This window comes from Georgenia sp. X1117 (assembly GCF_057784635.1).
The window spans coordinates 1,783,876-1,797,354 of record NZ_CM173492.1; the positions used below are offsets into that span (position 1 = coordinate 1,783,876).

Annotated in this window: 17 protein-coding genes; 12 read left to right on the forward strand and 5 right to left on the reverse strand. The window is 72.5% G+C overall.

What is annotated here, in order from left to right:
• Positions 1-101: 101 nt before the first annotated feature.
• Both AC3D3D_RS08165 and AC3D3D_RS08170 read left to right on the forward strand, forming a co-directional pair.
• A complete protein-coding gene (locus AC3D3D_RS08165) occupies positions 102-1,166 on the forward strand; it encodes a hypothetical protein (RefSeq protein WP_463663134.1) in 1,065 nt (354 codons plus the stop codon).
• 38 nt (positions 1,167-1,204) lie between these two features.
• A complete protein-coding gene (locus AC3D3D_RS08170; RefSeq protein ID WP_463663135.1) occupies positions 1,205-1,483 on the forward strand; it encodes a GNAT family N-acetyltransferase in 279 nt (92 codons plus the stop codon).
• Positions 1,484-1,513: 30 nt separating this feature from the next.
• On the opposite strand, the gene AC3D3D_RS08175 is transcribed toward AC3D3D_RS08170, so the two are convergent.
• The 3 genes from AC3D3D_RS08175 to AC3D3D_RS08185 form a co-directional block, all read right to left on the reverse strand.
• Positions 1,514-1,891, reverse strand: coding sequence for a type II toxin-antitoxin system death-on-curing family toxin (locus tag AC3D3D_RS08175; protein WP_463663136.1), 378 nt, complete (start codon positions 1,889-1,891; stop codon positions 1,514-1,516).
• Positions 1,888-2,091 carry a ribbon-helix-helix protein, CopG family gene (locus tag AC3D3D_RS08180; RefSeq protein ID WP_463663137.1) on the reverse strand — a complete coding sequence of 68 codons (204 nt, stop codon included), beginning with the start codon at positions 2,089-2,091 and terminating at the stop codon, positions 1,888-1,890. Before AC3D3D_RS08180 ends, AC3D3D_RS08175 begins: the two co-directional genes overlap by 4 nt.
• A 65-nt stretch (positions 2,092-2,156) precedes the next feature.
• Positions 2,157-3,473 carry an NAD(P)-binding domain-containing protein gene (locus AC3D3D_RS08185; protein ID WP_463663138.1) on the reverse strand — a complete coding sequence of 439 codons (1,317 nt, stop codon included), beginning with the start codon at positions 3,471-3,473 and terminating at the stop codon, positions 2,157-2,159.
• Positions 3,474-3,560: 87 nt separating this feature from the next.
• Here AC3D3D_RS08185 and AC3D3D_RS08190 point away from each other — a divergent pair, with 87 nt between their 5' ends.
• From AC3D3D_RS08190 to AC3D3D_RS08205, 4 genes are all read left to right on the forward strand, one after another.
• Positions 3,561-3,854, forward strand: a complete 294-nt coding sequence (locus tag AC3D3D_RS08190; RefSeq protein ID WP_463663139.1) for an energy-coupling factor transporter transmembrane component T family protein — start codon at positions 3,561-3,563, stop codon at positions 3,852-3,854.
• 2 nt (positions 3,855-3,856) lie between these two features.
• Positions 3,857-4,306 carry a SprT-like domain-containing protein gene (locus AC3D3D_RS08195; protein ID WP_463663140.1) on the forward strand — a complete coding sequence of 150 codons (450 nt, stop codon included), beginning with the start codon at positions 3,857-3,859 and terminating at the stop codon, positions 4,304-4,306.
• Positions 4,303-5,283 carry a carbohydrate ABC transporter permease gene (locus AC3D3D_RS08200; RefSeq protein ID WP_463663141.1) on the forward strand — a complete coding sequence of 327 codons (981 nt, stop codon included), beginning with the start codon at positions 4,303-4,305 and terminating at the stop codon, positions 5,281-5,283. The genes AC3D3D_RS08195 and AC3D3D_RS08200 overlap by 4 nt, the downstream gene beginning before the upstream one ends.
• A gap of 131 nt (positions 5,284-5,414) precedes the next feature.
• A complete protein-coding gene (locus AC3D3D_RS08205; RefSeq protein ID WP_463663203.1) occupies positions 5,415-6,215 on the forward strand; it encodes a carbohydrate ABC transporter permease in 801 nt (266 codons plus the stop codon).
• Between the two features lie 34 nt (positions 6,216-6,249).
• Here AC3D3D_RS08205 and AC3D3D_RS08210 read toward each other — a convergent pair whose 3' ends face one another.
• Positions 6,250-6,810: a Uma2 family endonuclease gene (locus tag AC3D3D_RS08210; protein ID WP_463663142.1), complete on the reverse strand. Its 561-nt coding sequence runs from the start codon at positions 6,808-6,810 to the stop codon at positions 6,250-6,252.
• Between the two features lie 208 nt (positions 6,811-7,018).
• Between AC3D3D_RS08210 and AC3D3D_RS08215 the strand changes: the two genes are divergently transcribed.
• Positions 7,019-8,359: an ABC transporter substrate-binding protein gene (locus AC3D3D_RS08215; protein WP_463663143.1), complete on the forward strand. Its 1,341-nt coding sequence runs from the start codon at positions 7,019-7,021 to the stop codon at positions 8,357-8,359.
• A gap of 15 nt (positions 8,360-8,374) precedes the next feature.
• Here AC3D3D_RS08215 and AC3D3D_RS08220 read toward each other — a convergent pair whose 3' ends face one another.
• Positions 8,375-8,914, reverse strand: coding sequence for a low molecular weight protein-tyrosine-phosphatase (locus AC3D3D_RS08220; RefSeq protein ID WP_463663144.1), 540 nt, complete (start codon positions 8,912-8,914; stop codon positions 8,375-8,377).
• Positions 8,915-8,975: 61 nt separating this feature from the next.
• Here AC3D3D_RS08220 and AC3D3D_RS08225 point away from each other — a divergent pair, with 61 nt between their 5' ends.
• The 5 genes from AC3D3D_RS08225 (at position 8,976) to ehuA (ending at position 13,253) form a co-directional block, all read left to right on the forward strand.
• Positions 8,976-9,776: a hypothetical protein gene (locus tag AC3D3D_RS08225; protein ID WP_463663145.1), complete on the forward strand. Its 801-nt coding sequence runs from the start codon at positions 8,976-8,978 to the stop codon at positions 9,774-9,776.
• Positions 9,777-10,090: 314 nt separating this feature from the next.
• Entirely contained in the window at positions 10,091-11,011 is a 921-nt protein-coding gene (locus AC3D3D_RS08230; RefSeq protein ID WP_463663146.1) for a transporter substrate-binding domain-containing protein, read from the forward strand.
• Positions 11,012-11,015: 4 nt separating this feature from the next.
• Positions 11,016-11,738, forward strand: coding sequence for an amino acid ABC transporter permease (locus tag AC3D3D_RS08235; RefSeq protein WP_463663147.1), 723 nt, complete (start codon positions 11,016-11,018; stop codon positions 11,736-11,738).
• A gap of 5 nt (positions 11,739-11,743) precedes the next feature.
• Entirely contained in the window at positions 11,744-12,433 is a 690-nt protein-coding gene (ehuD, locus tag AC3D3D_RS08240; protein WP_463663204.1) for an ectoine/hydroxyectoine ABC transporter permease subunit EhuD, read from the forward strand.
• Positions 12,420-13,253 carry an ectoine/hydroxyectoine ABC transporter ATP-binding protein EhuA gene (gene ehuA, locus AC3D3D_RS08245; RefSeq protein ID WP_463663148.1) on the forward strand — a complete coding sequence of 278 codons (834 nt, stop codon included), beginning with the start codon at positions 12,420-12,422 and terminating at the stop codon, positions 13,251-13,253. The genes ehuD and ehuA overlap by 14 nt, the downstream gene beginning before the upstream one ends.
• Positions 13,254-13,479 lie beyond the last annotated feature (226 nt).

A 13,479-nucleotide genomic window follows, 5' to 3' on the forward strand; every position in this document is an offset into this window, starting at 1 on the left:
GGCCCGCCCACCCTCTTGCCTTCACGTGTCACCCTCGTCACACTGTCGCTCGTGGGCGGACGACCGCCCGCCGCAGGGGGCCCACGCGAGAGGCCCGAGACATGCGCACCGCCCCCTCCGCCCTGCGCGGCACCACCCGGATTCACCCACGCACCGTCGCAGCCCTGCCTGGGGCGCTACTCCTGGCCCTGACCCTGGCCGCCTGCGGCGGGGACGAGGAGCCCGACGACGTCGAGCCCGCCGCGGCGACGTCGCCGGCACCCTCGGAGGACGCCGGCACCGAGAGTCCGACCGACGCCGACGGGCCCGGCACCGAGGCGGAGTCCGCCGGCGGGGCCGAGCCAGACGCCGAGTCGGTCACCGACGAGGCCGCGGCGACCGGGGCCGCCGAGGAGGCGACCCTCGAGGACGAGGCGGGCCCGAGCATCCGGGACGTCGACCTCGCCGAGCTGCCGTGGCGCGAGGTCCACACCGGCGCCGAGGTCGTCCCCGCGCAGGGCGACGGGTTCCGCCAGCTCTCGATCGGGGAGATGGTGGCGTACGCCGACGTCGACGGCGACGGTCACGAGGACGCCCTGGTCCCCCTCGTGGTGATGGACGGGAACGCCTTCGAGCAGACCTGGTACGTCTGGCGCTGGGACCCGCAGGCGGAGGCACCGGTCCAGGTCGAGAGCCCCGTGGCACGCGAGGCGGGCTGCGGGGACTCCGTCCGGGAGGTCACCGGCGCGGAGGACCACTTCGTCGTCACCGAGACGGTGCGCTACCAGGACTCGAGCACCGACTGCGCCGCGGACGGCGAGCTCGAGGTCACCCGCGCCGTCACGCTCCAGGACGGCTGGCCCGTGCTGACCGGCGGCGCGGTCGGCGACGGCGGGATCTGCCCGCAGTGGAGATACGCCACCGACGCGGTCTGGCCGGCCGGCTTCGACGAGATGCACGCCGCCCCGATCGAGGGCACGTCTGCGCTGGGCTCGCCCGCCCCGGACTGGTGGATCGAGGTCGACGTCAGCAACCACGTCCACCTGTGGCGCCCGAACTGGATCCTCGTGCACCTCGGCTACGACTCGACGCCGCCCGGCGTCAGCGAGGGCTACCGGCCGTGCGCGTGGCTGTACCTCGAGGACGACGACCGGCCGATCCCGCACGCCCCCTACCGCGAGGGCTGACCTCGCCGCCCCGTGACCGGGCGACGTAGCCTCGATCCATGAGCACCGAGATCACCCACGAGCCCGACCGCAGCCGGTACATCATCACCGTCGACGGCGTCGAGGCCGGTGAGGCGACCTACGTCCTCGAGGGCGACATGCACGTCTTCGACCACACCTTCACCGACCCCGCCCACCGGGGCCAGGGCCTGGCCGGCGAGCTCGTCGAGTACGCGCTGACCGACGTGCGCGCCCGCGGCGGCAAGGTGCGCCCGGTGTGCCCGTTCGTCGTCGACTACATGGACAAGCACCCGGAGTTCTCGGGCATCCGCGTCTGAGGCCGCCCCTCCGACGCGCGCCGCCCGACGTCACCATGGCGCGCTGCCGGCCCGGATCTGCTCCGCGATGCTCTCGACGTCGTCCAGCTCACCGGAGGCGACGGCGACGATCAGGTCGTACGCCTCGTCGTTGTCCAACATCAGTCGTCGCCCGTTGACTCCGAGGAACGTGACAGTGGCCGCCAGTGAGAGCCTCTTGTTGCCGTCGACGAGCGCGTGGTTCCGCGCGAGCGAGTGGAGCAACGCCGCTGCCTTCTCCTCCAGGCTCTCGTAGGCATCGGTCCCGAACGCCGTGGCCTGCGGACGTGCCAGCGCGGCCTCCAGCAGGCCGTGGTCGCGCACCGCCGGCCGACCGCCGATCGCACGCTCAGCCACCATCAGTAGCTCCGCGTGATTGAGATAGATCAACGGCCAAGACGCTCGAGCGCCTCTGCGTAACGCGGCAGCTCGGAGTCCATCACCCGCTCGATGAGCTCGGCCCTGCTGGTCCGTTCGACGTACTCGCGCACCGCCTGCCGCGCCACCTCCTGCATCGATCGAGACTCACGCTCGGCACGACGGCGCAGCGCCTCGGTCTCGTCCTCGTCGAGCCTCAGGGTCATCGCCATTCCGCGATGGTATCAACTGCGATACCGCCCCGGAAGGGTCGCGCGCCCCCAACGTCCCTACCCCCTCACCGCAGCAGCTCAAGGATGTCCGCGACCGCGCGGCGGGCCGTCCTGGTGGCCCCCACGGTCGAGGCACCCGCGCCGTAGCCCACCAGGTGCAGGCGCGGCTCCTCGACGACCTGGGTGCCCCGCACGACCACCCCGCCGTCACGGGTCCGGATGCGCAGCGGCTGCAGGTGGCGCAGCTCGTGCCGAAAGCCGGTCGCCCACAGGATCGTGTCGACGGCGGTGAGCGTGCCGTCCGCCTCGCGCACCGCGTGCTCGGTGATCTCGGTGAACATCGGCCGCCGCTCGAGCACTCCGGACTCGATCGCCCGCCGGGTGGCCGGGACGAGGTGCAGCCCCGTCTCCGCCACCACCGGCAGCGGCCGGAGCCCCTGCTCGACCCGCGCGGTCACCCGCTGCTCGACGCCGCGACCGGCCTCGTGGTCGAAGGTGTCCGTGCGCCACCTGGGCGGGGTGCGGGTGTACCAGAAGGTCGTGGCCACGCTCGCGAGCTCGAGCACGTGCCCGACGCCGGAGATCCCGCCCCCGACGACGGCGACCCGTTCGCCGTCGAGCTCCTCGGGCCCGGGGTAGTCGTGTGTGTGCAGCTGGCGCCCGCGGAAGCGCGACGCCCCGGCGATGCTGGGCCAGAACGGCCGCGACCAGGTGCCGGTGGCGGAGACGACGGCGCGGGCCGCCCACCTGCCGTGGTCGGTGGTCACCAGCAGGCGGCCGCGCGGGTCGTCGTCCATGCGCTCGACGGCGAGCACGACGACGGGGCGCAGCACCGGCAGGTCGAACATGTCCTCGTAGGTGGCGAAGTACCGCGGCAGCGCCTCGCTGGCCCGCTCCGCGGCGTCCGGCGGTGGGAACCCCGAGCCGGGCAGGTCGTGGATGCCGTTGACCGTCCCCATCGTCAGGGTGGGCCAGCGGTGGCGCCAGGCACCGCCGGGACCGTCCTCGGCGTCGAGGACGACGAAGTCGGGCCGGGGCTCCGCCGCCCGGCGCCGCGCCGCCCGGCGGGCCGCCTGCTCGACCGGGTCGCCGGCGTAGCCGACGAAGCCGCGGGCCAGCAGCCGGTAGGCGGTGGACAGGCCCGCCTGCCCGGCGCCGACGACGACGACGTCGACCTCGAGGGGCTCCGCCGCCGCCCCGGCGGGCGCACCGGAGGCACCGGGATGCGCGTGCGCGTCGTCGGCCGGCGCGGTGGCGTCCGGGACCCGGCCGGGGACGCGGCGCGGCCGCTCCACGAGACGGCGGTCGGGGTCGGCGGTGGGCGAGAGGACCGGCGTCCAGGGGGACGGCGCGCGCCCCGGCGGGGGCGTCTGGCGGTCCATCCCGTGACGGTACCCGGACCGGACCCGCGCCTGTGACCTCGGCCCGGTGCCTGTGCCGCGTCGGCGGGGGAACGTACGGTTGCCCCCGTGAGTGCCGACCAGAGGCCGTCCGGCGACGACGGGACCGAGCCCCGCCGGGGCGAGGGCGCCCAGCCGCACGAGCCCGTGCGCTTCGGCCGCTCCCCCCTGCACCGCATGCCCGCCGTCTCCGTCATCGCGCTCGCGATCATCATCGTGCTGGTCGCGATCAGCACCCGCGGGCCCGTGCGCTGGCTCATGCTCGCCCTGGTCCTGGTCGCCGCCCTCAGCGCCTGGCGCTCGGCCCGCATCCGCGCGCGCCGGGACGGTGAGCGCGGCTCCACCGACGAGGACCGGACCTGACGGTGCGGACCGAGGACGCGCTGCGCCTGACGCGCAGCCTGATGGACGAGCACGGCCTGACGGGCTGGACCGCGGGGCTGGACCGCGCTGTCCGCCGCGCCGGCGCCACCCACTTCGCCGACCGGCGCATCACCCTCTCCAGGCGCCTGACCGCGATGTACAGCGAGGAGCAGGTGCGCGACGTCGTGCTGCACGAGATCGCCCACGCCCTCGTCGGGGCGCGCGCGGGGCACGGACCGGCCTGGCGGCGCGCGGTCGTCCGCATCGGCGGCACCCCCCGGCGCACCACCGCGCCCGACGCCCCCACGGTCACCGAGCCCTGGGTGGGACTGTGCCCGGCGGGCCACACCCACGGCCGCTTCCAGCGCCCCCGGGCCACCTACCTGTGCCGCCGCTGCCCCCGCTCGGCCCGCGCGGTCATCACCTGGTACGACGCCCGGGGCGCGGCGTGAGCGCGAGCGCCCCGACGGCGACGTCGACCGGCGGCTCTGGCGGGTCCCGCGGCTCCGACGGCGCCGCCCGCACCGGCGGCCGACTGTCGCCCTCGGCGCGGGCCCGGCGTCGGCGCGAGACCGCCGCCGCCTACGCCCTGCTCGCGCCCTCCCTCATCGGCCTGGTCGCCTTCCTCCTGCTCCCGGTCCTGCTCGTGCTCCTCATGAGCCTGACCCACTACGACCTGCTCAGCGCCCCGACCTGGGCGGGCCTGTCGAACTACACCGACCTCGCCGGCGACCGCCAGTTCCGCAACTCCCTGCTCATCACGGTCGGCTACGTGCTCATGGCCATCCCGCTCACCGTGGGCGCCGGGCTCGGCCTGGCGGTCCTGCTCAACCGGCACATGCCCGGCTCGGGGGTCCTGCGGGTGATCTACGTGCTGCCCTGGGTGTGCTCCCCCCTGGCGCTGGGCGTGGTGTGGAACTGGATGCTGTCCCCGAGCAACGGGGCGGTCAACGCGATCATCGGCCAGCGCGTGGAGTGGATGAGCGACCCGGCCCTCGCGCTGCCCACCGTCGCGGTGGTCTCGGCCTGGTCCTCGGTCGGCTACGTCTCGCTGTTCTTCCTCGCCGGCCTCCAGCAGATCCCGCCCTCGGTCTACGAGGCGGCCCGGCTCGACGGCGCCGGCCCCTGGCGGCTGCTGGTCTCGATCACCGTGCCGCTGCTGCGCCCGACGATGTTCTTCGTCCTCGTCACCACGATCATCGCCAGCTTCCAGGTCTACGACCTCATCGTGGGCCTGACCGGCGGCACCCCCGGCTACCCCTCGGGCCGCACCGACGTCATCGCCGCCCGCATCTACCACGAGGCCTTCGTCGCCCTGGACCTGGGCAGCGCCTCGGCGATGGCCGTGGTCCTGTTCGTCGTGCTGGTGGCCGTCACCCTCGTCCAGCAGCGGTGGTTCGCCCGCCGCACGACCTACGACATGTCATGAGCACCAACCAGCCCGACTCCCAGCTCACCGGGATCGACCAGCCCCGGCAGGGCCCCGACGGCGAGGACGCCCCCCGGCCGGCCGTGCGTCGTCGTCGGCCGTTCACCCTGGGACGCGGCACGGCGAACGCCATGACCTACCTGCTGCTGCTGGCCGGCGCCGCCCTCACGCTCGGCCCGCTGCTGCTGCCGCTGATGACCGCCCTGAAGACGGACCGCCAGTACGCCACCGAGAGCGCCCTGGCGCTGCCCGACCCGATCACCCTGGACAACTTCCGCACCCTGTTCGGGGAGGGGATCGACTTCTGGGTCCCCCTCGTGGTGACGGTGCAGATGGTGGCCGTGCTGGTGGTCGGCCAGCTCGTCGCCTCGATCCTGGCCGCCTACGCGTTCGCCAACCTGGAGTTCCGCGGCCGCGAGGCCCTGTTCTGGTGCTACCTGGCCACGCTCATGGTCCCGGCGGTGGTCACCATCATCCCGCTGTACACGATGACGACGCTGGCCGAGCTGAAGAACACCTTCGCCGGCCTGGTCGTGCCCTTCGTGCTCGGCTCGCCCTACGCGGTGTTCCTGCTGCGGCAGAACTTCCGCTCGATGCCGCGCGAGCTCCTCGACGCCGCCACCCTCGACGGCGCCGGGGTGCTGCGCCGCCTGTGGTCGGTGGTGCTGCCGATGAACCGGCCCATCGTCGTCACCCTGCTGCTCATCACCGTGGTCACCCAGTGGAACAGCTACCTGTGGCCCTCGATCATCGCCCCGCGATCGGAGTGGCACGTGCTGACCACCGCGACGGCGGCGATCCAGACCCAGTACGACGACCGGATGGTCGTGGTCATGGCCGCCGCCGTGGTCGCCATGACCCCGCTCATCGTGCTCTTCCTCGTCTTCCAGCGGCACATCACCTCCGCGATCGGGGTGGGCGCGGGCCGGTAGGTCCGGCCGGGGGCGTGGCGTGGGCGGGACCGGCCTACGCCGGGGGCCGGACGAGGTCGGCGGGCACGACGTCGACCGGGAAGGGCGCCTCGAGACGGGCGACCTCCTCGCCCGTGACCTCGGCGACGGTGACGAACCGTCCCTCGCGCAGCTCGAGCGCGAGGATGCCCGGCTCGCGCGGGTCGACGAGCCAGTACGACCGGACACCCGCGTCCTCGTACTTCGACCGCTTGAGCACCTGGTCCTTGCGGCGGGTGGACGGGGACAGGACCTCGACGGCCAGCTCGAGCGGGGTGGTCACGTTCTTCTCGTCGAGGTCCTCGTTCCGGGAGACGAGGATGTCCGGTTGCAGCGAGGTCCGCCGGTCCGGCCGCCAGTCGAACGGCGCGAGCACCACCTCGAACCCGGGCGGGCACGCCGCCCTCAGCAGGAGGTAGAGGTTCCCGATCGCGCGCTGATGAGGCAGCACGGGCGCCGACGTCACGAGCAGCATCCCGTCGAGCAGCTCGTACTGCAGGCCGTCGTCGGGGAGACGATCGAGATCATCGACCGTCCAGTCCTCGCCCGTGCGCGGCATGAGCGTCATGACTGCCATGGTCCTCCTTCGTCGCTGCCGTGTCACCACCGTGCATGCCGGAAGCCTGGCGCGGAGCAGGGGCCGCCTGTGCGGACCGTGCACAGACGCCACGGCGAGCCGGCCGTCCACAGCGGTCTCGCGTCTCGGTCGGCGACGGACATCACGGCCAGCACACCCGCAACTGCTGTAATCTTCAACTTTCCGTGCCCGTCCCCTGGAGGAGCCGATGTCCCGCGCCCGCCGCCTGCTGCCCGCCGCCACCCTCGTCACGGCGACCGCCCTGGTCATGGTCGCGTGCTCGCCCGGCGCCGACGACTCGGGCTCCGGCGAGGAGGACGGCTCGACCGTCGTCACGTTCCGCCTGTGGGACGAGGCCGCGGCCGCCGCCTACGAGACCTCCTTCGAGGAGTTCACCGCCCAGAACCCCGACATCACCGTCGAGGTCGAGGTCATCCCGTGGGCCGAGTACTGGACCCAGCTCCCGCTCGACGTCCAGTCCGGCGACATGGCCGACATCTTCTGGACGAACACCTCCAACTTCGGCGTCCACGCGGACAACGGCACGCTGATGGACATCGACGAGGCGCTCGGCGAGGACCACGACGAGTGGGAGCAGTCCGTCGTCGACCTCTACACCCGCGACGGCGTCAACTACGGTGTCCCCCAGCTGTGGGACTCGATCGCCCTGTTCTACAACGTCGACCTCGTCGAGGAGGCGGGCGTCGACGTCGGCGACCTGCAGTGGCGTCCCGGCGCGGGCGAGGGCGACACCCTGCTCGAGGCGGCCACCGCCCTGACCACCGACGCCGAGGGGCGCCACCCCGGTGAGGACGGCTTCGACGGCGGCACGCGCGAGACCTACGGCTTCAACAGCCAGGCCGACCTGCAGGCGATCTACGTCGACTTCCTCGCCCAGAACGGCGCCCAGTTCCAGGACCCAGAGACCGACGCCTTCGCCTTCGACAGCCCCGAGGGCGTGGAGGCCTTCGAGTACCTCGTCGACCTCGTCAACACCCACGAGGTCGCCCCCTCGGCGGCAGACACGAACGTCAACGGCGACTTCTCGCGCGACCTGTTCGTCCAGGGCGACCTGGGGCTGTTCCAGTCCGGCCCCTACTCGCTGCCCGCGATCGCGGAGAACGCCGAGTTCGAGTGGGGCATCGCCCCGATGGTCGCCGGCCCGGAGGGTCGGATCGGCGTCGTGCACGGGGTCGCGGCCGTCGGGAACACCGCCGCCGACGACGTCGAGGCCACCACCGAGGTGCTGCGCTGGATCGGCTCCGCCGAGGGCCAGGCCCCTCTCGCCGAGCAGGGCGCCGCCTTCCCGGGCGCGGTCGACGCCCAGCAGGCCTACATCGACTACTGGGCCGAGCAGGGCGTGGACGTCTCGGTCTTCGTCGAGGCCGCCCAAGAGCCGACCGCCCCCTCCCCCGTCGGCGCCGAGATCAACGCCGGCTCCAACGTCATCACCCCGATCTTCCAGGACATGTTCCTCGGGGCCGTGCCGGTGGCCGACGCGCTCGCCCAGGCCCAGGAGGAGGGCAACGCGGAGATGGGTATCGAGTAGCCCCGATGACGCCGGCTACGGGCGCAGCTCCGTGGCCCCGGCCGCCAACGCGGTGGCCAGCGCCCGCGCGCCGGGGTCGAGCAACGACCAGGTCTGCTCGAAGTCGGCCTCGTCGCCCCACCAGGGGTCGGGCACGTCGAGCGAGGATCCCCCGCGTCGACCGCTACCGCCCGCGTCCTCCTGCGGGGCGTCGGCCTCGCGCCACATCGCGATGCGCGCGGGGTCCGTGCCGGTGCGGCGCGCGAGGGAGCGCAGCCACTGCGCGTGCTCCTCGGTCATGGCCAGCACCAGGTCGGCGGCGGCGAGCTCCTCGCCGGTGACCTCCCTCGCCGTGTGCTCGACGACGGCGACCCCGTGGCGCCGCAGCGTCTCGGCCGCGCGCGGGTCGACGGGGTTGCCGGCCTCGTAGCTCGAGGTGCCGCCGGAGACGACCTCGGCCTCGACGCCGGCCGCCTCGAGCTCGGCGGCGAGCATCATCTGCCCCATCGGGGAGCGGCAGATGTTGCCCGTGCACACGACCAGGACCCGGACCGGACGGGAGAGCGGGAGGCGCATGCTCCCAGTCTGTCAGGAGGCGGCGGACCCCGGCAGGGCCCCGCTGTGCCAGTCTTTCCGGGTGCGCACCACCCGAGCGGCCCTCGCCTCCTGCCTCGCGCTCCCGCTGCTGCTCGCCCTGGCGGCGTGCGGCCCGGACGAGGACGAGAACGAGGACCCCGCGGGGTCGACCGAGCGCAGCACCGACGTCGAGGAGCTGGCGCCGCTGAGCGAGGAGTCGACCCAGCCGCCAACGTGGCTCGAGGAGACCGGCGAGCCGCGGGAGTCGCCGTCGGGCCTGTGCACCGACCCGTTCGCGGCGGGCAGCACCGAGCTCGACACCACCGAGCTCGCCGCCTGCCAGGCCGAGTCCCTCGCCGAGGTCGCCGGCTACGTGCAGACCACCGACGCCGGGCCGGGTGCGAGCACGGTGCTGCGCGTCTCCAACGAGGACGGCCTCGCGGTCGAGGCGGACATCGGCGTCGCCCACGTCCTCGTGGTCGGCGAGGACTGGTGGGCCTCCACCGACGGCGAGGAGTGGCTCGAGCCGGAGGCCGCCGCCGAGGTGACCCGCCTCAACGGCGTCGAGGGGGCGGCCACCTCGCTGCAGCTCATCCACGACCCGGCCTCCGCGGCAGGGACCACGCAGCCCTACGACCTGGCCGTCACCGGGTCGGCGAGCGTGGACGGCACCGAGGTGGCCGTGCTGACCGGCACCGGCGAGGGCGCCGACGGCTCGCAGGTGGACATCACCTTCCACGTCACCCGGGACTACGTCGTGCTGCGCGGCGAGAACGCCGTGACCTCGAAGGCGGGCGACGCGGTCACGCGCACCGCCATCAGCGAGCTCGACGAGCCCCAGGTGGTCGAGCCACCCGCCTGACCCGGCGGTCCGGCTACGCCTCCGGGCGCCGAAGTGTTGCAAGGCGGTAACGATATCGATGCGCGGAACGGGGCATCATCCGGCCGGATCCGCGCCGCCTCGAGGCGGACCTTTGGGCGCCAGCATGCGCGATTCGCCGGATCGCACGCACACCGTTCGGCGTCCGGATCGGCGCGAATCACTCGCTTGTGACCCAGGTGACTCCTCCATACCTTGGACGGTGCTCCCGGGCCCCGCATGCGAGCGGGCACCGTCGCCCACCCCCCAAGCGCCCGTCGCCCGAACGATGCAGCGCCCGACCGGAAGGAACTCCCTTGGCCTCCACGTCACGCCGTCGTGCGTCCGTCGCCCTGCCCACCGCCGCCTTCGCCGCTCTCGCCCTGACCCTGGCCGCCTGCTCCGACGACGACTCCCGCGGAGGCGGGGGCGGCGACGGGGAGGGCTCCGGCGACGCGCTCACGCTCGAGGACCTGCAGGAGGCCGGCACCGTCACCGTCGGCTTCGCCGGCGAGGCCCCCTACAGCTTCATGGACGGCGGCGAGCTCACGGGCGCCACCGTCGCCCTGCACGAGGCCATCTGGGCCGAGCTCGGCGTCGACACGGTCGAGGGCCAGCAGGCCGAGTTCGGCCAGCTCATCCAGGCGCTCACGGCCGAGCGCTTCGACGTCGTCGCCGCCGGTATGTCGATCCTGCCCGAGCGCTGCGAGCAGGCGATCTTCTCCGACCCGGAGTTCATGTACACGACCGCGCTCATGGTGCCCGAGGGCAACCCGGACGGCCTCGAGCCGAGCATGCAGTCGATCGAGGAGTCCGACGTGCAGATGGCCGCGATGACCGGTGCCATCGAGGCCACCTACGCCGAGGACCTCGGCATCGACGCCATGGAGGTCGGCAACCCGCAGGACGGCATGGACGCCGTGTCCGGCGGCCGCGCCGACGTGTTCGCCCTCACGGCGATCTCGCTGAACTGGATGGTCGAGAACAACCCGGACGCCGGCGTCGAGGTGAGCGAGTCCTTCGTCGCCGAGATCGACGGCGTCGACCAGGTCGGCGCCGGCGGCACCGTGTTCCGCAACGCCGACACCGAGCTCCGCGACGCCTACAACGAGGTGCTCGCCGAGATCGTCGGCGACGAGGAGCGCTACCTCGAGATCGTCGGCGAGTTCGGCTTCACCGCCGAGGAGCGTCCGACCGGCGAGCTGACCACCGAGCAGCTGTGCGCCGGCGACATCTGATCCGGTGACGGACAACCTCGAGACGCTCGTCGAGGCGCTCCCCCGGCTGTGGGACGGCGTGCTGGTCACGCTGCAGCTCACCGCCGGGGGAATCATCGGCGCGTTCCTCATCGCGATCGGCCTGGGCCTGCTGGTGCGCAGCGAGCGCCTCCTGGTCCGGGTCCCGGCCCGCCTGCTCATCGAGTTCTTCCGCGGCACCTCGCTGCTCGTCCAGCTCTACGTGCTGTTCTACGTGCTGCCGCTGTTCGGCGTGACCTTCACCAGCCTGTTCTGCGGGATCTTCGCCCTGGCGTTCAACTACGGCGCCTACGGGGCCGAGGTGGTACGGGGGGCGATCAACTCCGTGCCCAAGGGCCAGTGGGAGGTGGGCACGGCGCTGAGCATCAGCCCCCTGCACCACATGCGCCGGGTCATCTGGCCCCAGGCGTGGGCGATCATGATCCCCTCGCTGAGCAACCTCGCGGTCATGCTGCTCAAGGGCACCGCGGTCGCCTACATCATCCTCATGCACGACATCACCTGGCAGACCGACCAGCTGCGCAGCCAGACCGGGTCGACGTTCTTCAGCTACGGCGTCGGGATGGTCATCTACTTCCTCATCGCCCTGGTCATCGTGCTGCTCGCCCAGCTGCTCGAGCGGCACGCCAAGCACCGCCTGGGCCAGGCCGCCCCGCTGAGCAAGATGTTCACGCTGCAGGTCGGCAAGCCGAGCGAGGTGAGCCCGTGACCGGCATCTCGACCTGGGTACTCTCCGCCGGGCAGACCGACACCGGGCAGGACATCTGGAGCTGGGACCGGGCCGCCGAGGTCTTCCCTCAGCTGCTCGAGTCCTTCCTGCGCGTGACGCTCGTGGCCACGGTGCTCGGCTCGCTCATCGCCGCCGTCCTCGGCCTGATCGTCGCGATCGTGCGCCGGGTCGCCCCGCGCTGGCTGTCGGCACCCGTGCACGCGGTGATGGAGTTCATCCGGATGACACCCGTGGTCATCCAGCTGCTCTTCGTCTACTACACCTTCACCTCGCTGGACGCGATGACCATCGGTGTCGTCGTCCTCGGCGTCCATTACGCCACCTACATGGCCGAGGTCTACCGGTCCGGGATCGACGCCGTCCCGCCGGGCCAGTGGGAGGCGGCGACCGCGCTGTCGATGTCCCGCACCCGCACCTGGGTCAAGGTCGTCATCCCCCAGGCCGTACGCACCACCCTGCCGGCCCTGGGCACCTGGGTGATCTCGATGTTCAAGGACACCCCGTTCCTCACCGTCATCGCCGTGGGCGAGATGGTCCGGCAGGCGGAGGCGTACGGCTCCCGCACGTTCACCTACACCGAGGCGCTCGTGCTCGCCGGCCTCATCTTCCTGGTCGCGAGCTACGGGACGTCGGTGCTGCTACGCAAGATGGAGAAGCGACTTGCCACCTACTGACGACGCCGGGTACGGGACCACGTTCGAGGGCCGGGGCCCGCAGGGCACCACGGCCGCCGCGCCGAAGATCCGGTTCGAGAACGTGCTGAAGAAGTTCGGCGACCACACCGTGCTCGAGGACCTCAACTTCGACGTCCGGCGCGGGGAGCGGGTCACCCTCATCGGTCCCTCGGGCTCCGGCAAGACGACGATCCTGCGGCTGGTGATGACCCTCGAGCACCTCACCGGTGGGTACATCCACATCGACGGGCAGCCGCTCACGCACGAGCTGCGGGGCGGTCGACGGGTCGAGCGGAAGCCGAAGGACGTCGCCCGCATGACGACGAAGATCGGCATGGTCTTCCAGCACTTCCACCTCTTCCCCAACATGTCGGTGCTGGACAACATCACCGAGGCGCCCGTGCACGTCCTGGGCCGCTCGAAGGAGGAGGCGCGCGCCCGGGGGCTCGAGCTCCTCGAGCAGGTCGGCCTGCGGGACAAGGCGAACGAGCACCCCACGCGGCTCTCCGGCGGTCAGCAGCAGCGCGTGGCCATCGCGCGGGCCCTGGCGATGGACCCCGAGATCCTCCTGCTCGACGAGGTCACCTCGGCGCTGGACCCGGAGATCGTCAAGGACGTGCTGTGGGTGCTGCGCGAGGTCGCGAAGAACACCGACATCACCATGCTCATCGTCACCCACGAGATGCAGTTCGCCCAGGACGTCTCCCACCGCGTGATGATGTTCGACGGCGGTCGCATCGTCGAGGAGGGACCGCCGGACGTCATGTTCTCCGAGCCCACGCAGGAGCGGACCCGCTCCTTCCTCGAGGCGGTGCTCTGAGGCGCTGCGCTGACGACGGGGTCCGCTCGGGCCGACGGGCCGATGGCCGGAGAAAGTCCTGGCCACAGGCCCGTCGCCGTGCCTACGGTGGGGACATGGCAGCAATGTTGAAGAGCGGGTGCGCGACGACGCACACCCGCACCTACCGCGACCGCCGCGCCTGACGGCGCGCACGGTCCCGACCCGGTCCACGGGTACCCGTCGCACCACCGCCTGACGGCGGTCG